This is a genomic window from Streptomyces sp. WM6386 (assembly GCF_000972385.1).
In the GTDB taxonomy this organism is placed as follows: domain Bacteria; phylum Actinomycetota; class Actinomycetes; order Streptomycetales; family Streptomycetaceae; genus Streptomyces.
In genome coordinates this window covers 62061-86267 of sequence record NZ_JXTE01000034.1, presented here as the reverse complement: position 1 = coordinate 86267, position 24207 = coordinate 62061, and the positions used below count along the sequence as shown (strand labels likewise).

The 24207-nt window shown below is 70.5% G+C and carries 21 protein-coding genes and 1 pseudogene; 11 read left to right on the top strand and 11 right to left on the bottom strand.

What is annotated here, in order from left to right; genetic code table 11:
* Window positions 1-154: 154 nt before the first annotated feature.
* The 3 genes from TN53_RS21730 to TN53_RS21720 all read right to left on the bottom strand — a co-directional run bounded on the left by TN53_RS21730 (window position 155) and on the right by TN53_RS21720 (window position 5376).
* Complete coding sequence (locus tag TN53_RS21730) at window positions 155-1810, bottom strand: CDP-alcohol phosphatidyltransferase (RefSeq protein WP_234441662.1); 1656 nt, start codon at window positions 1808-1810, stop codon at window positions 155-157.
* A gap of 240 nt (window positions 1811-2050) precedes the next feature.
* Window positions 2051-3994, bottom strand: coding sequence for a glycogen debranching N-terminal domain-containing protein (locus tag TN53_RS21725; RefSeq protein ID WP_046260245.1), 1944 nt, complete (start codon window positions 3992-3994; stop codon window positions 2051-2053).
* On the bottom strand, window positions 3991-5376 hold the full coding sequence (locus TN53_RS21720; RefSeq protein WP_046260244.1) for an MGH1-like glycoside hydrolase domain-containing protein: 1386 nt from the start codon (window positions 5374-5376) through the stop codon (window positions 3991-3993). Before TN53_RS21720 ends, TN53_RS21725 begins: the two co-directional genes overlap by 4 nt.
* Before the next feature lie 120 nt (window positions 5377-5496).
* On the opposite strand from TN53_RS21720, the gene TN53_RS21715 reads away from it, so the two are divergent.
* The 4 genes from TN53_RS21715 to TN53_RS21700 all read left to right on the top strand — a co-directional run bounded on the left by TN53_RS21715 (window position 5497) and on the right by TN53_RS21700 (window position 11672).
* Window positions 5497-6693: an ROK family protein gene (locus TN53_RS21715; protein WP_046260243.1), complete on the top strand. Its 1197-nt coding sequence runs from the start codon at window positions 5497-5499 to the stop codon at window positions 6691-6693.
* A 406-nt stretch (window positions 6694-7099) separates the two neighbouring features.
* Window positions 7100-9820 carry a pyruvate, phosphate dikinase gene (gene ppdK / locus TN53_RS21710; RefSeq protein ID WP_046260242.1) on the top strand — a complete coding sequence of 907 codons (2721 nt, stop codon included), beginning with the start codon at window positions 7100-7102 and terminating at the stop codon, window positions 9818-9820.
* Between the two features lie 425 nt (window positions 9821-10245).
* Complete coding sequence (locus TN53_RS21705) at window positions 10246-10827, top strand: TetR/AcrR family transcriptional regulator (RefSeq protein WP_046260241.1); 582 nt, start codon at window positions 10246-10248, stop codon at window positions 10825-10827.
* Window positions 10828-10904: 77 nt separating this feature from the next.
* Complete coding sequence (locus TN53_RS21700) at window positions 10905-11672, top strand: SDR family NAD(P)-dependent oxidoreductase (protein ID WP_046260240.1); 768 nt, start codon at window positions 10905-10907, stop codon at window positions 11670-11672.
* A 28-nt stretch (window positions 11673-11700) separates the two neighbouring features.
* On the opposite strand, the gene TN53_RS21695 is transcribed toward TN53_RS21700, so the two are convergent.
* Window positions 11701-12144: a hypothetical protein gene (locus TN53_RS21695; protein ID WP_046260239.1), complete on the bottom strand. Its 444-nt coding sequence runs from the start codon at window positions 12142-12144 to the stop codon at window positions 11701-11703.
* A gap of 11 nt (window positions 12145-12155) precedes the next feature.
* Window positions 12156-13085 (bottom strand): oxidoreductase, encoded by a 930-nt coding sequence (locus TN53_RS21690; RefSeq protein WP_046260238.1) that lies wholly within the window; start codon window positions 13083-13085, stop codon window positions 12156-12158.
* Window positions 13086-13329: 244 nt separating this feature from the next.
* Here TN53_RS21690 and TN53_RS21685 point away from each other — a divergent pair, with 244 nt between their 5' ends.
* The 4 genes from TN53_RS21685 (at window position 13330) to TN53_RS21670 (ending at window position 15933) form a co-directional block, all read left to right on the top strand.
* Window positions 13330-14490 carry an alkaline phosphatase PhoX gene (locus TN53_RS21685; RefSeq protein WP_046260237.1) on the top strand — a complete coding sequence of 387 codons (1161 nt, stop codon included), beginning with the start codon at window positions 13330-13332 and terminating at the stop codon, window positions 14488-14490.
* Between the two features lie 92 nt (window positions 14491-14582).
* On the top strand, window positions 14583-15035 hold the full coding sequence (locus tag TN53_RS21680; protein ID WP_046260236.1) for an excalibur calcium-binding domain-containing protein: 453 nt from the start codon (window positions 14583-14585) through the stop codon (window positions 15033-15035).
* Between the two features lie 174 nt (window positions 15036-15209).
* Window positions 15210-15599 (top strand): excalibur calcium-binding domain-containing protein, encoded by a 390-nt coding sequence (locus TN53_RS21675; protein ID WP_046260235.1) that lies wholly within the window; start codon window positions 15210-15212, stop codon window positions 15597-15599.
* A 142-nt stretch (window positions 15600-15741) separates the two neighbouring features.
* Window positions 15742-15933: a hypothetical protein gene (locus TN53_RS21670; RefSeq protein ID WP_046260234.1), complete on the top strand. Its 192-nt coding sequence runs from the start codon at window positions 15742-15744 to the stop codon at window positions 15931-15933.
* Here the strand turns inward: TN53_RS21670 and nirD are convergent.
* From nirD to TN53_RS21655, 3 genes are read right to left on the bottom strand one after another with little or no spacing between them, the layout of a single operon-like run.
* On the bottom strand, window positions 15915-16265 hold the full coding sequence (gene nirD, locus TN53_RS21665) for a nitrite reductase small subunit NirD (protein ID WP_046260233.1): 351 nt from the start codon (window positions 16263-16265) through the stop codon (window positions 15915-15917). The genes TN53_RS21670 and nirD overlap by 19 nt on opposite strands.
* Window positions 16262-18868, bottom strand: a complete 2607-nt coding sequence (gene nirB, locus TN53_RS21660; protein WP_046260232.1) for a nitrite reductase large subunit NirB — start codon at window positions 18866-18868, stop codon at window positions 16262-16264. Before nirB ends, nirD begins: the two co-directional genes overlap by 4 nt.
* On the bottom strand, window positions 18868-20079 hold the full coding sequence (locus TN53_RS21655; protein ID WP_046260231.1) for an NAD(P)/FAD-dependent oxidoreductase: 1212 nt from the start codon (window positions 20077-20079) through the stop codon (window positions 18868-18870). The genes nirB and TN53_RS21655 overlap by 1 nt, the downstream gene beginning before the upstream one ends.
* 231 nt (window positions 20080-20310) lie before the next feature.
* Between TN53_RS21655 and TN53_RS21650 the strand changes: the two are divergent.
* Together TN53_RS21650 and cpt are read left to right on the top strand one after the other, a co-directional pair.
* A pseudogene (locus tag TN53_RS21650) lies at window positions 20311-20858 on the top strand (TSUP family transporter).
* A gap of 14 nt (window positions 20859-20872) precedes the next feature.
* Window positions 20873-21394: a chloramphenicol phosphotransferase CPT gene (cpt, locus tag TN53_RS21645; RefSeq protein ID WP_046260256.1), complete on the top strand. Its 522-nt coding sequence runs from the start codon at window positions 20873-20875 to the stop codon at window positions 21392-21394.
* Between the two features lie 149 nt (window positions 21395-21543).
* Here the strand turns inward: cpt and TN53_RS21640 are convergent, their stop codons facing one another.
* Window positions 21544-22437, bottom strand: coding sequence for an NAD(P)-dependent oxidoreductase (locus tag TN53_RS21640; protein ID WP_046260230.1), 894 nt, complete (start codon window positions 22435-22437; stop codon window positions 21544-21546).
* A 99-nt stretch (window positions 22438-22536) separates the two neighbouring features.
* Between TN53_RS21640 and TN53_RS21635 the strand changes: the two genes are divergently transcribed.
* Entirely contained in the window at window positions 22537-22953 is a 417-nt protein-coding gene (locus tag TN53_RS21635; RefSeq protein WP_046260229.1) for a winged helix-turn-helix transcriptional regulator, read from the top strand.
* Here TN53_RS21635 and TN53_RS21630 read toward each other — a convergent pair.
* Together TN53_RS21630 and TN53_RS21625 are read right to left on the bottom strand one after the other, a co-directional pair.
* Complete coding sequence (locus TN53_RS21630) at window positions 22891-23517, bottom strand: class F sortase (protein ID WP_046260228.1); 627 nt, start codon at window positions 23515-23517, stop codon at window positions 22891-22893. The two genes, TN53_RS21635 and TN53_RS21630, sit on opposite strands and share 63 nt — an antisense overlap.
* Window positions 23518-23632: 115 nt before the next feature.
* A complete protein-coding gene (locus tag TN53_RS21625) occupies window positions 23633-24154 on the bottom strand; it encodes a hypothetical protein (RefSeq protein WP_046260227.1) in 522 nt (173 codons plus the stop codon).
* Between the last annotated feature and the right edge of the window lie 53 nt (window positions 24155-24207).

The following is a 24207-nucleotide window of genomic DNA, read 5'->3' as shown; positions in this document are numbered from 1 at the left end:
CTCCTCAAACGCCGGAGGGGCTGAATTTGCCAACGCCGGTCCAGTTCAATCAGCCCGTCCGGCGTTTGAGGACGAGGCCCGTTCAGGGCCGAAGCGGGGGTCTGGGGGCGCAGCCCTCAGGGATGGGACGGGTAGGGGCGGCGGGGGCGAATCCTCAGTCCTTCGACGGGTGCGGAGTCGAGCCGTACGCCGTCAGGAAGCGGTCGCGGAACGAACTCATCTTCCACACCGGGGCGTTGTGGGAAGGACGCAGGCCGTCGGTCCAGTTCCAGTTCGCGATCTTGTCCAGGATCTTCGGGTCCTTGGCCACGATCGACACCGGGACGTCCCGGCTGGCGTGGTCGCCGCTGACACGGGCGATGGGCTGGTGGTCGCCGAGGAAGACGAGGACGGTGTCGTCGGTGCCGTAGCGCTCCAGCCACTGGGTGAGGGCGGTCACCGAGTACTGGATCGACTTGCCGTACTCCTCACGGGACTTGGCCGAGTCCGTGACGATGTCGCCGGGCTTCTTGCCGGCCTTCTGGATCGCGTCGAAGACCGAGCCGTCGCCGAGCCGGTCCCAGTCCACCAGCTTCGGGATCGGCGCCCACGGCTGGTGGCTCGACGTCAGGATGACCTCCGACATCAGCGGCTTGTCCCGCTTCTTGCCGTGGACGAGGCGCTGGAACGCCTCCAGCGCATACTGGTCGGGCATCGTCGACCAGCTGAACTTCGGTCCCTGATAGCCGAGTTGGAAGGCGTTGTAGACCTTGTCCAGGCCGTAGTACTTCGCCTCCGGCCAACCTTTCTGGATGCCCGGCATCACCCCGACCGTGTCCCAGGCACCGGTCTTGTGGAACGCCTTGGTGAGGGTCAGATGGTCTCCCGAGGTCACCGTGCGATACCGCTGCTGGTTGTCGATCCACAGGCCCGACAGAAACGTCGAGTGCCCCAGCCAGCTGCTGCCCCCGTACGTCGCCGACGTCAGCCACCCGCTCTTGGCATGGAACCCCGCCTTGTCCAACGCCTTCGTCTGCGCCGCCAGTGTCGAGTCCACCCCCGGCGCCATGACCGGATCCTCGATCGCACTACGGCCGTAACTCTCGATGAACGTGAAGATCACGTCCTTGCCCCGCAGATCCGGCACCAACTGCGCACCCGGCGTCGCCCCGAACGTGTCCGCCTTCGCCTCCTTCGCGAACGCCGCCTCGTCCCGGACCGTGTCCGCCACCCGCCGCGCCTGGATCTTCAGCGCGTCGGCGGCCCGGTCGGAGGCGATGGGCGTACCGGCGATCTGCAACCCGAGCGCGTAGCAGGTGATCCAGGCCAGGGCCGCGATGAGCGTGCCCCGCGCGGCGACCGGTCTGCTCGCCACCAGGACATTGCTCAGCCGCACCATCGCCAGCGCCATGACCCCCACCAGCACCAGCACCAGCAGGACAGCCCCGACGGCGCTCAGCACCGCGAACGTCCCGCCCATCGAGTCCGCGACATACGACTGCGCGTCGTCCAGCAACTCCCAGTCGAGCACCAGGTTGAAACCCCGCCCCAGATACTCCCGGAACCCCATGTCGAGCACGTTCAGCACGGTCAGCACCCCGAGCCCCACCCCGGCCACCACCGCCACGACCACCCGAGGCCGCCGCGGCAGCCACAGCGCCGCCGCAGCCCCGAGGATCGCCTCGACGGGGATACGGGTGAACCGATTCGGCTTCAGCGCCCCAAGGGCATTCGGCAACAGCAACGCCCCGAGGACGAGCAGCGCGGCAAGTGCGGTGACCGTCCACCGGAGGATCGGCGGACGCGCAGGAGGCGCGGGTGCATCCGGCAGCTGGGGCGTGCGCAGAGTGACGGCCACCCGAGGATCCTTCCGTACGGAACTTGGCACATTCCCGTACGGCTCGCTCTCAAGAGCCGTTCACAGCACTGGGCAAACAGGCAGCAAACAGCAGACCAAGGGCACCTGCACCCACCTAAGGGGGGCGGGGCCGCATCGATCTGCGGCTCCGCCGCGGGGCGCGACAAGCCACGAAGCACCCGCACCCGAAATTCGGCCCTCCCAGCGGAGCGTCTACGCACCCCCTACCGCGGTCAACAAAGCAAGAGGCGCCGCCGCAGACCGAGACTCCCGCACACACGCATGCGGATACGGCACCGGCTCAGAATGCGAGTCCCGCCCGTACCCCGCGAGAACCTCCGGCAGCCGATGCCCCGTGGCCGTCGCCGCATCCACCAACGCATGCGCGACCACCCGCGCCTCGTCATGCAGCCCGTACCGGGCCAGCCCCAACGTGATCAGCGCGTTGTCATGCGGCCACACCGACCCCCGGTGATAGGAGAGCGGGTGATACGCCGACTGCCCGGCCGCCACCGTCCGCACCCCCCACCCGGAGAAGAAGTCCGGCTCCAGCAACCGCCGCCCCACCGCCTCCCCGTACTCCTTGTCCAGCAGCCCGGACCACAGCAGATGCCCGGCATCAGACGCCAGCGCGTCCACCTGCTGTCCCTCGCCGTCCAGCGCCAACGCCGGAAACGTCCGGTCCGGCATCCAGAAGTCCCGCTGGAAACGGTCCCGCAGATCACCCGCGGCCTGCTCGAGGAGCGCCGCGTACGTCTCGTCCGCCCAGACCGTCCGCGCCACCCACGCCGTACGCCGCAGCGCGTCGTACGCGTACCCCTGCGCCCCGGCGGCCATCACCGCTCCGCTCGCCCGTGTCCCGTCAGCCCAGCAGATCGCCCCGGGCGAGTCCTTCCAGTTCTGGTTGGCGAGCCCGCCCTGGTCGGCGCGGTACACGAGGTATCCGCGCGAGGTCAGCCCGCCGTGGTCCAGCATCCAGCCGATCGCCGCCCGGGCATGGGACTCAAGGCGCCGGGCCATCGAGACGTCCCCGGTCTGCTCCACATACGCCCCGAGCAGCACCAGGAACAGCGGTGTCGCGTCCACCGAGCCGTAGTAACGCCCGTACGGCACCTGGCCGAAGTGCGCCAGCTCCCCGTGCCGTACCTCGTGCACGATCTTTCCGGGCTGTGCCACCGAGTCCGCGCCGATCTCCGTGGCCTGGACCGCGGCGAGCGCGGGGAGGGTGGCGGCGGCCAGCTGGGGACGGTAGGGGAGGGCGAACAGCGAGGTGAGCAGCGCGTCGCGGCCCAGCAGGGTCAGGAACCAGGGCGCGCCGGCGGCCGGAACGCGCAGTTCCTCGCCGTCCGGTCCGGTCGCCGGGACCTGGAGCGAGGCGAGGTCGGCGAGACCACGGGCGCACGCGGCGGCCAGTTCGGGCCAGCCGGTCGGGAAGGCGACGCCCTCCACGAACTCGCCTTCCAGCGCGAGGAGTTGAGCGTTCAGCGCGGCCGGTGACTGCGGTACCCGCAGGGCCCGCTTGTCGCCGTGCGGCCGTGCCATCACCCGCAGTGTCAGCTCCGCCGTGCCGTGCGGCTCCAGTTCCAGCGTCCAGACGAGGCGCCGCGCTCCGGTGCCCGTCTCCTCGACACCGTCCGGAGCCGGCTCGGCCGTCACCGTCGTACAGGAACGCCATTCGCCGCGCTGGTAGGTGAACTCGACGCCCGCGTCGAGGACTTCGCGGGAGCGGGTGGCTCCTGTCTTGGTGTAGGTGCGGTAGTCGGAGCGGAGTTCGAACTGGTCGGTGAAGTCGGCGTCGGCGGTGACCGCGAGCCGGACCGTGGTCGGCGCCGGGCGGTTGCTGGTGACGCGGAGGGATTCGATGAACGAGCCGTCGCCCACGGCCTGTTCGCGGAAGATCGTGTAGGCGGGCGGCTCCTGGCGGCCGCCGCGCGGGACGAGGACACAGCGCGCGGTGTCACCGTCGGCGACGGGGGTGAGGGCCTCGGGCACGGCGCCGTCGACCGTCAGCTGCCAGCGGCTGAGGTGGCGGGCGTCGCGTACGAACAAGCCTTCCGGGGACGGGGAGGCGCCGCCCCGGACCCCGCTGATGTCCCCGCCGTCGCCCACGGCTGCGAACGTCCCGCCGTGCACGAGCAGATGATGCCGGTCCGTCATTGCCGGTCCCCTCCCTTGGCTGTGCCGGTGTGCAGCAGGTCGAGCGTGAGCGCGGCGGTCCAGCCGAAGCCGGTCGCGCCGCAGGCCTCGCCGGTGTACGGGTCGACGTACTCGGCGAAGCCCGAGGTGTCCGCGATGTCGAGGACGGCCCGGCGCAGGGCGTCGGCGCGGCCTCGCTCACCATGGGTGCGCAGGCCCCGCTCCACCAGCCAGCCGGTGTTGAACCAGGCCGGACCCCGCCAGTAGCGGTGCGGGTCGAAGGCCTCGCCGAGAAGGTCGTAGCTGGGGACGAGGCGGGTGGTGCCGCCCAGGCCGAAGTGCTTGGAGGCGGTCGTCCGGACGAGGGCCTCGACGATGTCCCGGGGGAGCGTCGGCAGCAGGAGCGGGATGAGCCCGGACACGCTGCGCTCGGGGATCAGGCCCCCGCCCCGTACGTCCCGGGAGAAGAACATGCCCTCGGCCGGGTCCCACAGTCGGTCGATCAGCGCCGTCGTCAGCCGCTCCGCGCGCGCGTGGCGGGCCGTGCCGGTCGCGCCCAGCTCCTGCGCGATACGGGCGAGGGCGTGCTCGGAGGCGATGAGCAGGGCATTGAAGGACGGGTCCTCGACGGCGAACTCGCCGTGGCCGTCCTCATACCCCGCGTCCCTGTAGTCCGTCGCCAGCCGCACATACCGCCCGTAGTCCAGATCCGTCGGCCGGTCCTCCGCCGCCCCGTGGTCGAGGTCGGCGCGCCGGAAGGAGCGGGCCGGGGCGGGGGTGACGCGGGAGAGCGGCAGGTCCCAGCAGGGGCTGTTGTCCATCCCCTGTTCCCAGGGGTGCACGACGGACGCCAGCGACCCCCCGCCGAGATCCCGCCGGTGCAGCAGATAGCGGTGCCAGGCCGCCAGCCGGGGATACATCCGGGTGAGGAAGGAGCGCGCCCGCGACAGACCCGGGTCCGCGCAGTGCACCAGCCACGCGGCCAGCGCGTGCACCGGTGGCTGCACGATGCCCGAGGTCTGTACGGTGCGCGGGGCGCCCGCAGCGCGCCCCGCGGTCGAGGAGCGCCAGAAGTCGGGGCTCGGGAAGTACGCGTCGAGCGGCACGGAGGGGTTGAAGACGATGTGCGGGATGCGTCCGTCGCCCCACTGGGCGGCGAGGAGTGTCTCCAGTTCCGTCTGTGCCCTGAGCGGCGACAGATGCCGCAGGCCGATCGCGATGAACGCCGAGTCCCACGACCACTGGTGCGGATACAGGCCGCGCGAGGGCACTGTGGAGGTGCCGGTCCAGTTGTCCTCCAGTACCCGGGCGGCCCTGCTGTGCAGCGAACTCCGGGTCGGGGGTGGATCGTATACAAACTCACGTTCTGTGAGACGGGCTGTGAGCTGGGCAGTGCGATCCACTCGGGGCTCCCCGAAAGACGTCCGGCCGACCGGTTCGGTCGTGGCTACCGTAGGGTTACGTCTATTTAACACGCAAAACTCAATATGTAATGCAGAGTTGAGAAACACAAGGGGGTGCGCATGACCGGACGGGGTCAGGGAAGCGCCGGTGATCTGCTCGAACTGGTACGAAGCGGGCGCGCGATCACGCGCGGCGCGCTCCAGCAGGCCACCGGGCTGTCCCGTGCCACCGTCGGCCAGCGCCTGGACCGTCTCTTCCGCGCGGGCTGGCTGCGCGAGGGCGCCGGTGGTCCTGTGGGCTCCCCACTCGGCGGGCGCCCCTCCATCACGCTGGAGTTCGACGATGCCCACGCCGTCGTCCTCGTCGCCGACCTGGACACCCGGCACGCCCGCGCGGCCGTCCTGTCGCTGACCGGGGAGCTTCTCGCCGAGCACAGCGGCACGCTCGTCATCGAGGACGGGCCGGACGTGGTGCTGGGGGAGCTGGGCCGCTGGTTCGCCGAGCTGCTGGAGAAGGCGGGCCATCGCGCGGGTGAGGTCTGCGGGATCGGGCTCGCGGTGCCGGGGCCGGTCGACAGCGAGAGTGGCCGAGTGGTCCAGCCACCGATGATGCCGGGCTGGGACGGCTACGACATAAGAGGCCGCCTCGCCCGTTCCTTCACCGAGCACACGGGGGCGGCCCCGGTGCCGGTCCTCGTCGACAACGACGCCAACCTCATGGCGTACGGCGAACAGCGCACGTCCTGTCCCGACTGCTCGGCGTTCGTGCTGGTCAAGGTGTCGACCGGTATCGGTGCCGGGGTCGTCGTCGGCGGCTCGATCTTCCGGGGCATCGACGGCGGCGCCGGGGACATCGGCCATATCCGGGTGGGCGCGGACGCGCTGTGCCGGTGCGGTTCCTACGGCTGTCTGGCCGCCGTCGCCAGTGGTGGCGCCGTGGCGCGGCGGCTGGCCGAGGCCGGGGTACCCGCGGCCTCCGGATCGGATGTGCGGGATCTGCTGACCGCCGGTCATCCGGAGGCGGCCGCGCTCGCCCGCGAGGCCGGGCGGCAGGTCGGGGACGTCCTGGCGACCGTGGTGACACTGCTGAATCCCGGGGTTCTGATGATCGCCGGCGATCTGGCCGGAACTCCCTTCCTCACCGGTGTGCGGGAGCTGCTGTACCAGCGGGCGCTGCCGCGCTCCACCGCTCATCTGGACGTCGTGACGTCACGGCTGGGGGAGCGGGCCGGGCTGGTGGGGGCGGGTGCGCTGGTCGTGGAGTACCTCTATGCCCCTGAGCGGGTCGAGGAGCGGCTGGCCGCGCTCGGCGTGTGACCGCCACATTTCGGTCCGGATGCCCGTCCGCATGGTGAAATCCGGGCGCCTGTGGCAGCGTGATTCTCGCCACCCTTGATAGGGGTAGCGCTCAGATGAGCGGATCTTGGACGGCTGCACTTCTCCAAGGGGTGGCACTCGGTGCCACCCCTTGATCGTTCATCGATCGAAATCAGGCGTGCTTAATGCCGCTCAGATGAGCGATATACCGCCACTTCGAGAGATCCTGTGTTCAAGAAGTGAAAACACCTGGGCCCAGTCGCTTGCCAAGCTTTGACTTTCAATCCGCTGGCGGACGGCTGGTTACGGGCACATGACGCCCGAGTGGACCTCCCCAGACGCCTTCGATCTGGGTATGTTCCCCGTCGTCAGGGCAGCCACCGCGTCCTCGAGGGAGTCGAGAACCGTGTCGGAAAACGTAGAACCCCATGTAGCGAAGTTCGTTTACGACTTCACCGAGGGAAACAAAGACCTCAAGGACCTCCTGGGTGGCAAGGGCGCGAACCTCGCCGAGATGACCAACCTGGGACTCCCCGTTCCTCCCGGCTTCACCATCACGACCGAAGCCTGCAAGGTCTACCTGGACAGCGGCGCGGAGCCCGTGGCACTGCGTGACGAGGTGAGTGCGCACCTCGACGCCCTTGAGACACAGATGAGCAAGAAGCTCGGCCAGGCCGACAACCCGCTCCTCGTCTCCGTCCGCTCCGGCGCCAAGTTCTCCATGCCCGGCATGATGGACACGGTCCTGAACATCGGCCTCTCCGACAGGTCCGTGAAGGGCCTCGCCGAGCAGGCGGGCGACGAGCGGTTCGCCTGGGACTCCTACCGCCGTCTCATCCAGATGTTCGGCAAGACGGTCCTCGGCGTCGACGGCGAGCTCTTCGAGGAGGCGCTGGAGGCGGCGAAGGCGGCCAAGAAGGTCCACGTCGACACGGACCTGGAGGCGGCCGACCTCAAGAAGCTCGTCACCAAGTTCAAGAAGATCGTCAAGACCGAGGCCGGGCGGGACTTCCCGCAGGACCCGCGCGAGCAGATGGACCTCGCCATCGAGGCGGTCTTCAACTCCTGGAACACCGACCGCGCCAAGCTCTACCGCCGCCAGGAGCGCATCCCCGGCGACCTGGGCACGGCCGTCAACGTCTGTTCCATGGTCTTCGGCAACCTCGGCCCCGACTCGGGCACCGGCGTCGCCTTCACCCGCGACCCGGCCAGCGGCCACCAGGGCGTGTACGGCGACTACCTCCAGAACGCCCAGGGCGAGGACGTCGTCGCCGGTATCCGCAACACGGTCCCGCTCGCGGAGCTGGAGTCGATCGACAAGAAGTCGTACGACCAGCTGATGCAGATCATGGAGACCCTGGAGAACCACTACAAGGATCTCTGCGACATCGAGTTCACCATCGAGCGCGGCCAGCTCTGGATGCTCCAGACCCGCGTCGGCAAGCGCACGGCGGGCGCGGCCTTCCGTATCGCCACGCAGCTCGTGGACCAGGGCCTGATCGACGAGGCCGAGGCGCTCCAGCGCGTCAGCGGCGCCCAGCTGGCCCAGCTGATGTTCCCGCGCTTCGACGAGGACGCGAAGGTCGAGAAGGTCGGCCGGGGCATCGCGGCGTCGCCGGGCGCCGCGGTCGGCAAGGCGGTCTTCGACTCGTACACCGCGGTGAAGTGGTCGCGCTCGGGCGAGAAGGTCATCCTGGTCCGCCGGGAGACCAACCCCGACGACCTGGACGGCATGATCGCCGCCGAGGGCATCCTGACCTCACGCGGCGGCAAGACCTCGCACGCGGCCGTGGTCGCGCGCGGCATGGGCAAGACCTGTGTGTGCGGTGCCGAGGAGCTGGAGGTCGACACCAAGCGGCGGCGGATGACGGTGCCCGGCGGCCATGTGGTCGAGGAGGGCGACGTCATCTCCATCGACGGGTCGAGCGGCAAGGTGTACCTCGGTGAGGTGCCCGTCGTCCCCTCCCCGGTCGTGGAGTACTTCGAGGGCCGGATGCACGCGGGTGCGCAGGACGCCGACGAGCTGGTCGAGGCCGTGCACCGGATCATGGCGTTCGCCGACCGCAAGCGTCGGCTGCGGGTGCGGGCCAACGCGGACAACGCCGAGGACGCCATGCGCGCCCGTCGCTTCGGTGCCCAGGGCATCGGCCTGTGCCGCACCGAGCACATGTTCCTCGGCGACCGGCGTGAACTGGTCGAGCGCCTCATCCTGGCCGACACGGAGACCGAGCGCGAGGAGTCGCTGAAGCAGCTGCTCCCGCTCCAGAAGCAGGACTTCGTGGAGCTGTTCGCGGCAATGGACGGCCTGCCGGTGACGGTCCGTCTCCTGGACCCGCCGCTGCACGAGTTCCTGCCCGACATCACCGAGCTGTCGGTGCGGGTGGCGCTCGCGGAGTCCCGCCAGGAGCCGCACGAGAACGAGCTGCGGCTGCTTCAGGCGGTCCACCGGCTGCACGAGCAGAACCCGATGCTGGGTCTGCGCGGTGTACGCCTCGGTCTGGTCATCCCGGGCCTGTTCACGATGCAGGTACGGGCGATCGCGGAGGCGGCGGCCGAGCGCAAGGCCGCGAAGGGCGACCCGCGCGCGGAGATCATGATCCCGCTCGTCGGCACCGTCCAGGAGCTGGAGATCGTCCGCGAGGAGGCCGACCAGGTCATCGCGGAGGTCGAGGCGGCGACGGGTGCGCAGCTCAAGCTGACCATCGGCACGATGATCGAGCTCCCGCGCGCCGCGCTGACCGCGGGTCAGATCGCGGAGGCGGCGGAGTTCTTCAGCTTCGGCACCAACGACCTCACCCAGACGGTGTGGGGCTTCAGCCGGGACGACGTGGAGGCCTCCTTCTTCACGGCGTACCTGGAGAAGGGCATCTTCGGCGTCAGCCCGTTCGAGACGATCGACAGGGACGGCGTCGGCTCCCTGGTCAAGCTGGCCGCCGAGGCGGGCCGCAAGACCCGCCCCGACCTCAAGCTCGGCGTCTGCGGCGAGCACGGCGGTGACCCGGAGTCGGTCCACTTCTTCCACGAGGTCGGCCTGGACTACGTCTCCTGCTCGCCCTTCCGTATCCCGGTGGCCCGCCTGGAGGCGGGCCGCGCGGCCTCGGAGTCGGCGGGCAGCGACCACCGCTAGGACTCACGGCCGTTGCCGGGCCTCACGGCCGTTGCCAGGCCTCACGGCCACGGCTGGGCTTACGGCCAGCAGACCCCGGAACCGACGCCTGTCCCCGACCCTCAGTACCGATGGGCGTCGGTTCCGGATCACCAGGAAGGGGCGTCACCCTGTGCGGGGGTGGCGCCCCTTCGGCATGATCTGCGGGGGCTGTGACGCAACGTCGCTGACCAGGTCCAATGAGCCTTCCGTACTCACCGAGATGTGCCCGCGCCCGGGAACAGTGCCCACACTCGAAGTACTGATCGATCCGGGGTCCACGACGAGCCGGCCGCGCAGGATCGGAATCCAAGGAGTAACACCGGGCCATGAAAGCTGCGACTCATGGACGCGTCGACCGCGCACTTTCTTGACCGATCGTTCTCATTGAATCTAGGCTACGACACGTGGCCAGGACCAAGGAGTTCGATCCGGAGGTCGCGCTGCAGGCAGCCCTGGAGCTGTTCTGGCGGCGCGGCTACGAGGCGACGTCGATGGCCGACCTCGTCGAGCACCTCGGCATCGGCCGCGCCAGCCTCTACGCGACCTTCGGCAACAAGCACGAGCTGTATCTGAAGGCACTGGAGCGCTACCAGGAACAGCTCCCGGACCTGCTCGGGGAGCTGTCCCGGCCGGGCCCGGTACTGCCCGCGGTACGGGCGCTCGTCCGGCGTTACGCGGACGAGGCCACCGCCGAGAACCTGCGCCTGAACGGCTGTTTCATCACCAACACGGCGGCCGAGCTCGCCCCGCACGACCCGGCCGCCGCGCGCCAGGTCGAGCGGAACTGGGACCACGTGGAGACGGTGCTGCACTCGGCGCTGGTCCGCGCCGGGGCCCAGGGCGAGCTCGGCGCGGGCCGCGATCCGCTCGCCCTCGCCCGCATGCTGCTGGTGCTGCTCCAGGGTCTCAAGGTGGTGGGCAAGGCGTCCCCGGACCCGGCGCGGGTGCGGGACGCGGCGGAACAGGCTCTGGTGCTGTTGGACTGAGGGCCGCTGTCCACTGGAGGCCGCCGTTTTTTATTTGGCGCCATACTGAACCGTTCGGTCAAGAATAAGGGGAGATCATGACCAGCACACGTTTCCACGACAGGACCGTTCTCGTGACCGGTGCCGGCTCCGGCATCGGCCGTTCCGTCGCGCTGGCGTTCGCCGCCGAGGGGGCACAGGTCGTCGTGGTCGGGCGGCGGCGGGAACCCCTCGACGACACGGCGACCCTGATCGAGGAGGCGGGCGGCAAGGCGCTGGCTCTCACCGCCGATGTGTCCCGTGCCGCCGACGTCCAGGCCGTCGTGGCCGCCGCCGTGGACCGCTTCGGCTCGCTCGACGTGGCGGTCAACAACGCGGGTGTCTTCCGGGGCGGGCAGCCGCTGGCCGAACTGTCGGAGTCCGACTGGACCGAGCAGCTCGACATCAACGTCACCGGCGTCTTCCACGCCCTCCAGGCCGAGGTCCGCCAGATGCGGACCCAGCCCTCCGGCGGCGCGATCGTCAACATCGCCTCCGTCTTCGGCGTCCACGCCCGCCACCCGGGCGCCACCGCATACGCCGCCACCAAGGCCGCCGTCTCCGTCCTCACCCGGGGCGCCGCACGCGACCACATCGGCGACGGAGTCCGCATCAACGCGGTCAGCCCCGGCCCCGTGGAGACGGAGATGTCCCTGCTCCCCGGCGAGACGGAGGCCGAGCGCGCCGAGCGCATGGAGAACTCGGTGCCGCTCGGCCGCGCCTCCGCCACGGCGGAAATCGCCGCCGCGGTCCTCTACCTGGCCTCGGACGACGCCTCGTCCGTGGTGGGCACGGACCTGGTGGTGGACAGCGGCAAGACGGCCTGAACGCTCCGCCGGAAGTGCCATACGCAGGCTAGGACATGAGGTCCCGGGTGTGGGACAACGCTTGCTCGATGGCCATCAGGAGCCTGTGGTCTCCCTCGACGGTGCGCAGGTCGCTCTGCCAGGCATCGACGGTCCACCATCCGTGACCGGTGAGCTCGGGGACCGACCAGCGGCCCTCTTTGAGGTCGGCCGGGGGCTCGGGCAGGCGCATCAGCAGGGTGCCCGTCCCCTGGGCGGCGACGGCCGCGACGCCCTTGCGGGCCAGGAGCGGAATGCCGTAGGCGGCGTTCAGGGGCACGCCCAGAGCCAACTCCGCCAGCCGATCCATCAGATCGGGGTGCGCGTGCAGCTGCCACTCACCCAACGTGTAGTCGTCCGGGCGGCTCGGTGGAGCACCCTGCGCCCGCAGGTAGTCCAGCAGCGGGGTGTTGAGGTGGTGCTTCGGCAGACTTGCCGGAAGGTCCGGTCGCATGGCGCGTGACCCTAGGCCTTCAGGGCGTCGTACGACACTCCCGTGAGCCCTTCGGAAGCGGCCCAAAGCCGTTCGCCCGCCTGGTCGTTGCGTGTCCATTGTGCTCGCCAGGACGGGCCCGGCGATCCTCGCCAGCCCGCGAGGGACGGGCCGGTGAAGGAGTCGGGGGACACGTCGGGGTCGGTGGCGGCGTAGAGGGTGGGGAGGGCGCCCGCCTCCGCCGGCTGGGCGAAGAACCTGTTGCCGACGGCCATGAAGCGCTCGGTGAAGCGGCGGCCCGCCATGCGGGGCCCGGCGGCCTGGAGGTTGGTCGCCGCGTATCCCGGGTGGGCGGCCGCCGCGACGACGTCCGAGGCGTGCGCGGTGAGCCTGCGGGCCAGTTCGTGGGTGAAGAGCAGGTTCGCGGTCTTTGAGCGGGCGTAGGCGACCCAACGGCGGTACCGCTGCTCGCTGTTGAGGTCGCCGATGTCGATGTTGGCCATGGCGTGCGCCGTGCTGGAGACGGTCACCACCCGCGCACCCGGGGTGTCGAGCAGCGCGGGCAGCAGCAGCCCGGTGAGTGCGAAGTGGCCCAGGTGGTTGACGCCGAACTGGGTCTCGAAGCCATCCGCCGTCGTGCCGTACGGCAGGGCCATCACGCCCGCGTTGTTGATCAGCAGGTCGAGGCGGTCGTACGGCAATGTCCGCGCGAACTCCCGTACGGAGGCGAGGTCTCCGAGATCGAGCCGCGCGAACTCCGCCTGCGCGCCCGGCACTTCGGTGACCAGCCGGTCCCCCGCCTCGGTCCCGCGCGCCTCGCTCCGGCAGGCGAGCACCACCCGGGCGCCCTTGCGTGCCAGCTCGCGCGCGGTGACGTAGCCGATGCCGCTGTTGGCTCCGGTGACGACGGCGGTGCGGCCGTGCTGGTCGGGGATGTGCTGCTCGTTCCATCCGGAGGACATGCCCGGGCTCCTTCCCGCCGCTTCGGCGCTTGCGGCCAGCCTGCCCCCGAAGTGGCCCGCCGTCGACAGGACTCACCGGACCCCGTTCTCGTTTCGGAGCGCGGCGGCGGCCGGGACCGGGTTGCCCTGGACCACGAGTTCACGGCTTGGCCATGACATGTCCACCACAGTCCCCTAGGTTCCCACCCGCACGCCCCCGCCTCCGACCGGTGGCGGGACGGTCACGGCACCTCTTGGAGCGACAGTGGAACGTCGTACCTTCCTCCGTGCGACCGCCATCGGCGGCACCTCCGCCGTCTTCGGCGGCACCCTGTGGCGCGGCGCCGCGTACGCCGCGCCGGCCCAGCCCGGCACGGGCCCCTACGGGGCGCTCGGCTCCCCGGACGCCAACGGCATCAGACTCCCCTCGGGCTTCACCAGCCGGGTCATCGCCCGCTCGGGCCAGACGGTCACCGGAACCTCGTACACCTGGCACAACGCCCCGGACGGCGGCGCCTGTTACGCGGACGGCACGGGCTGGATCTACGTCTCCAACTCGGAGATCAACCCCTCCGGCGGTGCGAGCGCGGTGCGGTTCTCGTCGAGCGGCACGATCACCTCGGCGTACCGCATCCTGTCCGGCACCCGGCAGAACTGCGCGGGCGGCAGGACCCCGTGGAACACCTGGCTGTCCTGCGAGGAGGTCGACCGGGGGTACGTCTACGAGACCGACCCGTGGGGCACGAACGCGGCGGTGCAGCGACCGGCGATGGGCCGTTTCAAGCACGAGGCGGCCGCGGCCGACCCGGTCCGCCAGGCGATCTACCTGACCGAGGACGAGACGAACGGCCGCTTCTACCGCTTCGTACCGACGACTTGGGGCAGCCTCTCCTCCGGCACCCTCCAGGTACTGGTCGCCGGCACCGCCACCTCGGGCTCCTACACCTGGACGACCGTCCCCGACCCGGACGGCTCACCCACCTCGACCCGCACCCAGGTCTCCGGCTCCAAGTCCTTCAACGGCGGCGAGGGTTGCCACTACGCCGACGACAAGGTCTGGTTCACGACCAAGGGCGACAACCGCGTCTGGCAGCTCAACCTCACCTCGAACACCTACGAGTTGGCCTACGACGACTCCCTGGTCACGTCCGGGACGGCCCCGCTCACCGGCGTCGACAACATCACCGGCTCCTCCTCCGGCGACCTCTTCGTCGCCGAGGACGGCGGCAGCATGGACATCTGCCTGATCACCCCGGACGACGTGGTGGCACCGTTCCTGAGGATCGACGGCCAGTCGTCCTCGGAGATCACGGGCCCGGCGTTCTCCCCGAACGGCACGCGGCTGTACTTCTCCAGCCAGCGGGGGACGACGGGGAGTTCGTCGGGCGGGATCACGTACGAGGTGACGGGGCCGTTCCGCGCATAGTTTCGCGAGGGTCACAGTTTGAACACTCAACCTCCACAAATGAGCACATGGCAATACGGTCATCCCCTCACGTAACACCTCTGGGGGACGCCATGACCCACCCGTACACCGCACCGCCCGCCGCTTCCGGACCCGCCCCCAAGTGGGCCCGGAAGCGGTACGTCCTGCCCGCCCTCGCCCTCGCCCTGTTCATCGGCGTCGGCATAGGCACCGGCGGCGAGGAGACCAAGAACGACGCGAAGCCCGTGACGGCCAAGCCGCAGCCGACGGTCACCGTGACGGCCACGGCCACGGTCGCCGCGGAGGCGTTGCCGGAGCCCGCCGAGACGGTGACCGCCACGGAGACCGTCAAGGTCACGAAGACGGTCACCGCGGAGGCGGCGGCGGAAGACGACTCCGACACCGACACCGACGCCGGCGCCGACGTCTACTACGCCAACTGCAGCGAGGCCCGCGCCGCGGGTGCCGCGCCGATCCACCGGGGCGAGCCGGGATACGCCTCGCATCTGGACCGGGACAACGACGGGGTCGGCTGCGACAGCTGACTTCACCATGCGGACCACAACGCGCTTACGCACGACCGCACTTGAGCGATCACTGAGCGCTTCCGTCCGGTCGCGTCACGTTCGCATCACGGGTTCTTCACGCAACCTCCACCATCACGGTCTCGCACTACCTTCGGGCACCTCTTGTCACCACGAACCCCGTAAGGACCCGCCGTGAACCTGCTCCGCAAGCCCGGCGCCATCGTCGCCGCCGCGCTGGCCCTCGCCGTCCTGCCCTCAGCCGCCGAGGCGCACGACGGCGACCACCCGTTCGCCAACTGCACCGAGGCGTACGAGAACGGCTACGCGAACATCCCCGAGAGTGACGAGCACTACGGCACCCATCTGGACCGCGACGGCGACGGCATCGGCTGCGACAGCCCTCCCGCGGACTTCACCCCCGCCGAGGACCAGGAGGCGGACGCCGCGGCCCCGAAGGACACGGACCTCGCCGAGACCGGCGGCGACGACAACACGCCGTACTTCGCGATCGGAGGCATGTCCGTCCTGCTCGCCGGCACGGCCCTGACGGTCGTCGTGAACAGGCGGCGCGCCCACCATTGAGGCGTGGCCGAAATACCCGTACTGGACAGTTACAGGTACATGCGCACGATCCTGCGCAGGGCGTCGATGGCGGCCGGAGGCGTCGGCCTTGCCCTGGCCTTGACCCTCGGGGGGGGGCGGCACCGCCCAGGCCGACGAGGGGGTGTGGCACGACTTCACCCTCACCATCTCGGGCAAGGCCAAGTTCACCGGCAAGTGGAAGTTCAATCCGTCGAGCACCGGCAACGGCGGCTACGTCGTCACGGAACGGAGCCGACCACCGGGTTTCCCGGCGGACGGCTCCGTTCTCGCAGACAGGGCCGGTGACCCCGACGGTTACGACACCCGCACCTGATACGTCGGGATCCGTACCGTCTCATCGTCCAGGCACTGCCCCGACAGCAGATCGAAGCGCTGCTTCAGCAGGGGCGAGGCGACGAACGGCCGGCCCTCGTGGGTGCCGGTCAGTCCGCGGGAGAGGACCGCCGCGCCACCGAAGGGGTCGCGGTTGTCGATGGCGTACAGCTCGCCCGCGCGGTCGCGGAAGAGGGCCGCCTGCCGACCGTCGGGCAGCAGGGCCGCCACGCCGCGGCCCGGCAGCAGGACGTTCAGGTCGCAGACCGTGAACCAGCTGTCGTCGAGGCGCAGTTGGATCTTCAGGGCGGTCGTCTCGGGTGCCAGGGTCATCGCTGGGCGCTTCCTTCCAGGACGTCTTCGGCGGGGCGCATGCCGATGGACAGCAGGGGCAGGTCGGGCTTGATCTGGTCGCGCTCGGGGACGAAGCCGACGACCGGGTCGGGGGTGTCCGGCGCGTTCACGAAGGACACGAACCGGGCGAGCTTCTCGGGGTCGTTGATGGTGTCGGACCACTCGTCGCGGTAGTGGGCGACATGCGAGGTCATCAGTGACTCCAGCTCCTCGCAGATGCCGAGGGAGTCCTCCACCACCACGTCGCGTACGTGCTCCAGGCCGCCGGGGATGCGCTCCAGCCAGGTCGACGTACGCTCAAGGCGGTCCGCCGTGCGGATGTAGAACATCAGGAACCGGTCGATGAGCTTGATGAGTTCGGCGTCGCTCAAGTCCTGGGCCAGCAGGTCCGCGTGGCGCGGGGTGGCGCCGCCGTTGCCGCCGACGTACAGGTTCCAGCCGCCCGAGGTGGCGATGATCCCGAAGTCCTTGGACTGGGCCTCGGCGCACTCGCGGGCGCAGCCCGACACCGCCGACTTCAGCTTGTGCGGGGAGCGCAGGCCCCGGTAGCGCAGCTCCAGGTCGATCGCCATCCGGACCGAGTCCTGGACGCCGTAGCGGCACCAGGTCTGGCCCACGCAGGACTTCACCGTACGCAGGGACTTGCCGTAGGCGTGTCCCGACTCGAAGCCGGCGTCAACCAACCTCGTCCAGATCAGGGGGAGTTGCTCGACGCGGGCGCCGAACATGTCGATCCGCTGACCGCCGGTGATCTTCGTGTAGAGGCCGAAGTCGCGGGCGATCTCGCCGATCACGATGAGGCCCTCGGGGGTGATCTCGCCGCCGGGGATACGCGGGACGACCGAGTACGAGCCGTTCTTCTGGAGGTTGGCCAGGAAGTGGTCGTTGGTGTCCTGCAGCGCGGCCTGCTCGCCGTCCAGGACGTAGACGTCGGCACCGATGGTCGAGGCGAGGGAGGCGATGATCGAGGCCACGGCCGGCTTGCAGGTCTCGCAGCCGTCGCCGCCCCGGGCGCCCTCGCGGCCGTAGCGGTCCAGCAGGTCCTGGTAGGTGCTGATGCGCAGGGCGAGGACGATCTCGTAGAGCTCCTCGCGGGTCTGCGAGAAGCAGCCGCACAGGCCCTTGTCGACGACGACGCCGGACGCCTCCAGCTCGGCGGTGACCAGCTGGCCGAGGACCTTGACGCAACTGCCGCAGGTCGTACCGGCCTTGGTGCACTTCTTCACCTCGGGCACGGTGGTGCAGTTGTGCTCGGTGACCGCGCCGCGGATCGTGCCCTTGCGGACGTTGTTGCAGGAGCAGATGATCGCGTCGTCCGGCAGCGCGCTGGGGCCGAGCTGGACGGACTCGCCGGAACCGGCGGGCAGCACGAGCGACTCGGGCGAGACCGGCGGGACCGAACCCGTGAAGGCCTTCAGCGTGCCGTACGCCTCGGCGTCGCCGACCAGGATGCCGCCGAGCAGCGTGCCGTCGCGGCCGATGACGAGCTTCTTGTACAGGCCCGAGCGGGAGTCGGAGTAGACGACGTCGAGGCAGTCCTCGGTCGCGCCGTGCGCGTCACCGAAGGAGGCCACGTCCACGCCGAGCAGCTTCAGCTTGGTGGAGAGGTCGGCGCCGACGAACGAGGCCTCGTCCGACGCGATGGTCGCCGCCGCCGTCTCGGCCTGCTCGTAACCCGGCGCGACCAGGCCGTACACCCGGCCGTCGGCGGCCAGCGCGCACTCGCCGATCGCGAAGACGTGCGGGTCGGCGACCGTGCGGCACTGCTCGTCGACGGTGATGCCGCCGCGCTCGCCGACCGTGAGGCCGCAGGCGCGGGCCAGCTGGTCGCGGGGGCGGACACCGGCGGAGAACACCACCAGGTCGGTGGCGAGTTCGGAGCCGTCGGAGAGCTTCATACCGGTGACGGCACCCTCGGAGTCGACCACGATCTCCTGCGTGCCGACGCCCGTGTGGACGCTCAGCCCCATCTGCTCGATGGTGCGCAGCAGCGCCGCGCCACCGCCGTCGTCGACCTGCACAGGCATCAGGCGCGGCGCGAACTCCACGATGTGGGAGGTGAGTCCGAGACCCTTCAGCGCGCCCGCGGCCTCCAGGCCGAGCAGACCGCCACCGACCACGGCACCGGTGGTGCGCGTCTTGGCGTACTCCTCGATGGCGAGGAGGTCCTCGATGGTGCGGTAGACGAAACAGCCCTTGGCGTCCTTGTTGGGGACCGGCGGTACGAAGGGATACGAGCCGGTGGCGAGGACGAGGACGTCGTAGTCGAAGACCTGGCCGGAGCGGGCGGTCACCCTGCGGGCGTCACGGTCGACGGTCTCCGCCGGGTCGCCGACGTGGAGCTCGATGCGCTCCTTCTCGATGAACGCCATGTCCGTCATCGAGAGGTCCTCGGGCGTCTTGCCCGAGAAGTACGAGGTGAGCGCCACGCGGTCGTAGGCCGGGCGCGGCTCCTCACAGAGCACGACCACGCGGTGCGTGGCGGTCAGGCCGCGCTCGGCGAGCGCTTCGAGGAAGCGCTGGCCGACCATGCCGTGGCCGACGAGCACGATCGTGGGGGTGGCCTCCGGGGTGGCGGTCATCAGGAGCCTCCATCGTTGGTGAGCAGGTGGAGCAGGGGACCGTCGTCGGGGAGCGGCTCTGCTCCCTCCCAGGCGCGCGCGAGCGCGCCGACGGTGCCGAGTTCGCCGACGAGGACCCCGCCGACCAGGCGGTCGTCGCGGACGACGACCTTGCGGTAGGTGCCTCGGGTGGCATCGGCGAGCTGTACGACGTCGTCGCCGGGAAGTGCCTCCGTCTCGCCGAACGCGGCGAGGTCGAAGGCGGTCTGACCGGGCAGGGTGAGCCGGGTCAGCGAACGGGTGCCGGTGTAGCGGGCGGTGGCCCGGCCGGCGAGCAATTCGGCGAGCACTTCGGCCTGTTCGAGGGCCGGAGTGGCGAGCCCGTAGACGTTTCCGTCGTGCTGGGCGCAGTCGCCGATGGCGTGGATGTACGGGTCGGAGGTGCGCAGTTCGTCGTCCACGACGATGCCCTTGCGGACCTCGAGGTCCGCACTCCAGGCGAGACCCGCGCGCGGGCGGACCCCGCAGGCCAGGACCACCAGGTCGGCGTCGAGGGCGTATCCGTCGGCCATCTCGACCGAGCGGACCGCGCCGTTGACGCAGCGCACGTCACGCACCCGCAGCTCGGTGTGGACCTCGACGCCGAGCTCGCCCAGATGGCGCCGGACGAGCTGGGAGGCGTTCGGGTCGAGCTGGCGCTCCATGAGCCGCTCGGACTGCTGGGCGAGGATCACCTGGGCGCCGCGCTGGGCGAGCGCCCGGGCGGCGGAGACTCCGAGGAGTCCGCCGCCGATGACGACCGCCTTCGCACCCGGCCTGACCGCCTTGGACAGGCCCAGGCAGTCGTCCATGGTGCGGAAGGCGTGGACGCCCTCCGGCAGGACGTGGTCGGGGGTGAACAGACCGCGCAGGGGCGGCAGCACCGGGTTCGAGCCGGTGGCCAGGACCAGCCGGTCGTATGCGATCTTCGAACCGTCCGCGCACTCGACGGTCCGCGCCTCCCGGTCGATGCCGGTGACCCGGGCGCGGGTGAGCTCCGCGGGGGCCGGCAGCGCGATCACGTCGGGGCTGTACCGTCCGGCCAGCACTTCGGCGAGCAGTACCCGGTTGTACGGGCGGTGCTCCTCCTCGCCGATCAGCGTCACGGGCGTGCCGAGCTCGCCGAGCCGCCGGGCGAGACGGACGCCCGCGAGCCCGGCGCCGATCACCACCACACGCGTATTCGAGGTCATGTCCAGGAGCGTGCGTTGCCGGTGTTACCCGACCGCATCACATCTGTTTCCCGCGAGGAACGCTGCCCTCAGCGGGGGCAGTGAGCGAGTGTGAGGGTTCCGGGAGTGCGCCGGGGGCGGGCTGTGAGGTGGCGAAACCAGCGGAATCCATGCAGGTGACATCGTCTACGAGGCTCAGCCGAAGCTCATCTCGATGGACTGGACACCTATCTCCTGTCCAGGGTCCCGATCATGCCCGACATATCGCTGACCACCCTCGTCGTCCTGTGCCTCGCGGCTCTGGCTGTCGGCTGGATCGACGCCGTGGTCGGCGGCGGGGGCCTGCTCCTGCTTCCGGCCCTGCTGCTGGGCCTGCCGTCGAGCACCCCGGCCGCGTACGCCCTCGGTACCAACAAGGCCGTCGCCATCGTCGGCACGTCCGGCGCGGCGGTGACCTACGCCCGCAAGGCCCCGGTCGACGTACGTCTCGCGGTCCGCATCGGCCTCGCGGCCCTCGCGGGCTCCTCGGCGGGGGCGTTCTTCGCGGCGGGGATGAGCACGGAAGTACTGAAGCCCGTGATCATGGTGGGACCCCCATCGCCGGCGCGCTGGCCACCTTCGCCTGGCAGGGCACGGTCCTGTGGCAGCTGGCGGGGCTGATGGCCGTGTTCAACCTGGCGGGCGGCACGCTCGGCGCGCACACGGCACTGAAGAAGGGGAGTGGTTTCGTCCGCGTCGTGCTGCTGACGGTGGTCTTCGCGTTGGTGACGAAAATGGCGTACGAGCAGTGGCTCGCCTGACCTACGGTGACCCCATGGCGACCCAGGTGATCGTGGTCAACGGCGGCTCCAGCTCCGGCAAGTCCGGGATCGTGCGGTGTCTGCAGGCGGTGCTGCCGGACCCGTGGCTGGCCTTCGGGGTCGACTCCCTGATCGAGGCGATGCCGGGGCAGGGCGCGGGCATCGAGTTCGCCCCGGACGGCGCGGTCCACGTCGGCCCGGAGTACATGGCCCTGGAAGCGGCCTGGGCCAAGGGCATCGCGGCCATGGTCCACGCGGGCGTCCGCGTGATCATCGACGACGTCTTCCTCGGTGGACCGTCGACCCAGGACCGCTGGCGCGGGGTCCTCGACGGCCTGGACGTGCTCTGGGTCGGCGTCCGCTGCGAGGCCGCGGTGGCCGCGGGCCGGGAGATCGCCCGCGGCGACCGGGTGCGCGGGATGGCGGAGAAGCAGGCGGAGATCGTCCACCAGGGGGTGGTGTACGACGTGGAGGTGGACACCGCGGGGACCGAGTCCCTGGAGTGTGCGCGGACGATCGCCGCGCACGTGAGCTGAGCGCTCCGCTGGGAGTGCGGTGGACGGGTTGTTGTTCGTCTGCGGCGCCGTCGTGGCTGGTCGCGCCCACACGGCGGCAGCCGCAAACGGAGACGGCCCCGCGCCTTTTGGGGGCGCTGCCGAACCGCAGCGGACTTCACCCGGCCCGCTCAGGACTGCTTCCGCACGAGCAGCTCGACCACCCCCGTGATGTCCTCGTGCCCGTACCCGTCCGCGACCCGCCGCGCCATCAGGTCCGCGTACGGCGTCAGCAGCTCGGTGCTCACGCCCTGCTCCTCGGCCGTGCGCAGCAGCGTGGCGTTGGCGGCGGACTGCATGGCCAGGTTGGAGACCACGTCCTTGGCGTAGTCGCCGCTCTCCAACTGGTCGGCGGCCTTGTGCACCATGAACGTCATCGCGGTCAGCCACTCCGCAAGCAGCTGGGCGAAGTCCTTCGGGGCGATGTCCTCCGGGCGGATCAGCGCGAAGGCGTGGGTGATGCCCGCGAACATGCCGTCCATCGCGCTCAGCAGCGCCACGTCGTGCAGCGCGGCGAACCCCGGGTCCGCGCCGACGTACGTGGTCGCGGCCGGCACGGCGAGGGTGTCGCGGTGCTCCTCGAAGAGGTCGGCGGCACCGCTGTAGAAGACGTACGCACCGGAGTCCGGCGCCTCGATCATCGGCGGTGTGCCCATGATCCCGCCGTCCAGGAAACGGGCGCCGCGGGCCTGTGCCCAGGCGGCCCTCGCGCGCCCGTGGCCCGGCGTCCCGGTGGTGAGGTTCACCAGGTCCCTGTCCTGGAGATCGGCTGTGTCGAGCGCCTCGCCTACCGAGGCGTCGTCCAGCAGACAGGCGATGACGAGCCGGTTCGCGGCCACCGCCTCGGCGGCGCTCGCGGCGACCGTCGCGCCCTCGGCGGCCAGGGCCTCGGCGCGGGCGGGGGTGCGGTTCCAGACGGTCATGGGATGGCCGGCGGCGAGCCAGGTGCGGGCGAGGGCGGTGCCCATGGCACCGGCGCCGAGGAGGGTGAGCGGAGTCTTGGCGGTGAGGGCGTTGTCAGTCATGCCGCTTAGGGTTGTTCGTGGGGAAGCGCCTGCTCAAGTACGTACTTGAGAGTGGGTGGTTACCGCCGGGAAAGAGTCCAGGCAGGAAGAGGGGGCGGCATGGCGAGGGCACGGCGGCCGGGCACGTATGTCTGCGGGATCGACGCGGCGATGGATGTGATCGGCGGCAAGTGGAAGGTGCTCATCCTCTGGGCGCTGCACGAGAAGCCGTGCCGTTTCGGCGAGCTGCGCCGGGAGCTGCCGGGGGTGACGGAGAAGGTGCTCGCGGCTCATCTGCGGGAGCTGGAGGCGGACGGCATCGTGCACCGGGAGGCGTACGACGAGGTGCCGCCGAGGGTCGAGTACTCCCTGACCGAGCGGGGCGAGACACTCAACGAGGCGCTGGGGCCGCTGGGGGACTGGGGCAAGGAGAACATGCTCGGTGGTGCCTCGGCGAACACGCTCGACGGTGCTTCAGCGGCTGCCGGTCAGATGCGCGAAGACGACGACGTTGCCCTGATAGCCGGTCGCCCGTGAGTAGCCCCCGCCGCAGGTGATCACCCGCAGCTCGGGCCGTTGCGCCGCGCCGTACACCTTTTCGTCGGGGAAGTCCTTGGCGTCGTACACCTCGACGGAGTCGACCGAGAAGACGGCAGTGCCGCCGTCGCGCCGGGCCACCTCGATGGGGCTGCCCTTCTTCAGGGCGCCGAGGTCGTAGAAGACGGCGGGACCGTCGGCGTTGTCGACATGCCCGGCGACGATCGCGGTGCCCGTCTCACCGGGGGTGGTGCCGGCCTCGTACCAGCCGGCGAGGTTCTCCTTCTCGGCGGGCGGGACGTCGAGGCTGCCGGTCGGGGTGAGTCCGAGTCCCATCAGGGGGGCGTTCACGCGGATCGACGGGATGCGGATGCGGTCCGGCGGGGAGGGCGGCAGCGCGGGCGCGGAGCGTGTGTCGGCGTGGTCGGCGCGGGCCTCGGCGGCGGAGGGCTGCGGCGGTGCGTGCGTCGCGGCGCCACTGCGCAGCAGCCAGGCGCCGCAGCACAGGGCGACGACGGTGACCGCCGCTATGACGAAGTTGCCGGCGCTGCGATGTCTGCGCATGCCGAGCCTCCTTTTCGCTGGGCCTGCCCCTGTCCCCCTCCGGGCCGCGAGGGGCGTCGGACCCGGAGGGGGAGGGGACATGCGGTACCGGCGGACGGACAGCGGAGGGTGTCCGTCAGATCCCGTCGCCTCTCGCCCGGCGATGCAGGAGCCAGGTACCGCCCGCGGCGGCGACGGCGAGAGCCGTCACACCGGCCGCGGTCTGCACGGGATCGGGGCCAAGCGCGCCACCGACCCCCGTCTTCACACTTCCCCGGGGATACACCTGCTGACGGGTGGACGTGAGCGTGACCACCAGGTCGCCCGTCACCCGCCGGCCGCCCTCCGCGCACGTCGCGACGATCTCGTACGTCCCCGGCTGCGCGCTCTCCGGCACCTGGAACTGTCCGATCGCGTCCTGCTCATGGGTGCTCGGCGCGAGCGTGAACGGTTCGGCGCCCACCGCACTGGCGTCGCCCGCCGCGGTGTCGCCGTCCTCGCACGCCGCCGTGTTCACCGTGACCTGTCCGCCGGGCACGACCGAGGACGGGTACACCTCCAGGCTCCCGGCGTCCGCGGCGTACACCGGTGCGGCGACCAGCCCCGCGGCCGCGACGGCGAGCGCGGTGCCGGTCAGCATGCGGACGGTACGGCGCATCGGTGCTCCCTCGAGCTCTTCGGTGTTCCCTGCCCTTCCGAGGTAAGTGGCAG

Excerpts from the sequence above, each read along its gene's own strand:
- TN53_RS21625 (WP_046260227.1), bottom strand. The coding sequence starts at position 24,154 with ATGCGCCGTACCGTCCGCATGCTGACCGGCACCGCGCTCGCCGTCGCG.
- TN53_RS21700 (WP_046260240.1), top strand. The coding sequence starts at position 10,905 with ATGACCAGCACACGTTTCCACGACAGGACCGTTCTCGTGACCGGTGCC.
- TN53_RS21680 (WP_046260236.1), top strand. The coding sequence starts at position 14,583 with ATGACCCACCCGTACACCGCACCGCCCGCCGCTTCCGGACCCGCCCCC.
- TN53_RS21635 (WP_046260229.1), top strand. The coding sequence starts at position 22,537 with ATGGCGAGGGCACGGCGGCCGGGCACGTATGTCTGCGGGATCGACGCG.
- TN53_RS21725 (WP_046260245.1), bottom strand. The coding sequence starts at position 3,994 with ATGACGGACCGGCATCATCTGCTCGTGCACGGCGGGACGTTCGCAGCC.
- TN53_RS21640 (WP_046260230.1), bottom strand. The coding sequence starts at position 22,437 with ATGACTGACAACGCCCTCACCGCCAAGACTCCGCTCACCCTCCTCGGC.
- TN53_RS21715 (WP_046260243.1), top strand. The coding sequence starts at position 5,497 with ATGACCGGACGGGGTCAGGGAAGCGCCGGTGATCTGCTCGAACTGGTA.
- TN53_RS21695 (WP_046260239.1), bottom strand. The coding sequence starts at position 12,144 with ATGCGACCGGACCTTCCGGCAAGTCTGCCGAAGCACCACCTCAACACC.
- TN53_RS21630 (WP_046260228.1), bottom strand. The coding sequence starts at position 23,517 with ATGCGCAGACATCGCAGCGCCGGCAACTTCGTCATAGCGGCGGTCACC.
- TN53_RS21690 (WP_046260238.1), bottom strand. The coding sequence starts at position 13,085 with ATGTCCTCCGGATGGAACGAGCAGCACATCCCCGACCAGCACGGCCGC.
- TN53_RS21655 (WP_046260231.1), bottom strand. The coding sequence starts at position 20,079 with ATGACCTCGAATACGCGTGTGGTGGTGATCGGCGCCGGGCTCGCGGGC.
- nirD (WP_046260233.1), bottom strand. The coding sequence starts at position 16,265 with ATGACCCTGGCACCCGAGACGACCGCCCTGAAGATCCAACTGCGCCTC.
- cpt (WP_046260256.1), top strand. The coding sequence starts at position 20,873 with ATGGCGACCCAGGTGATCGTGGTCAACGGCGGCTCCAGCTCCGGCAAG.
- nirB (WP_046260232.1), bottom strand. The coding sequence starts at position 18,868 with ATGACCGCCACCCCGGAGGCCACCCCCACGATCGTGCTCGTCGGCCAC.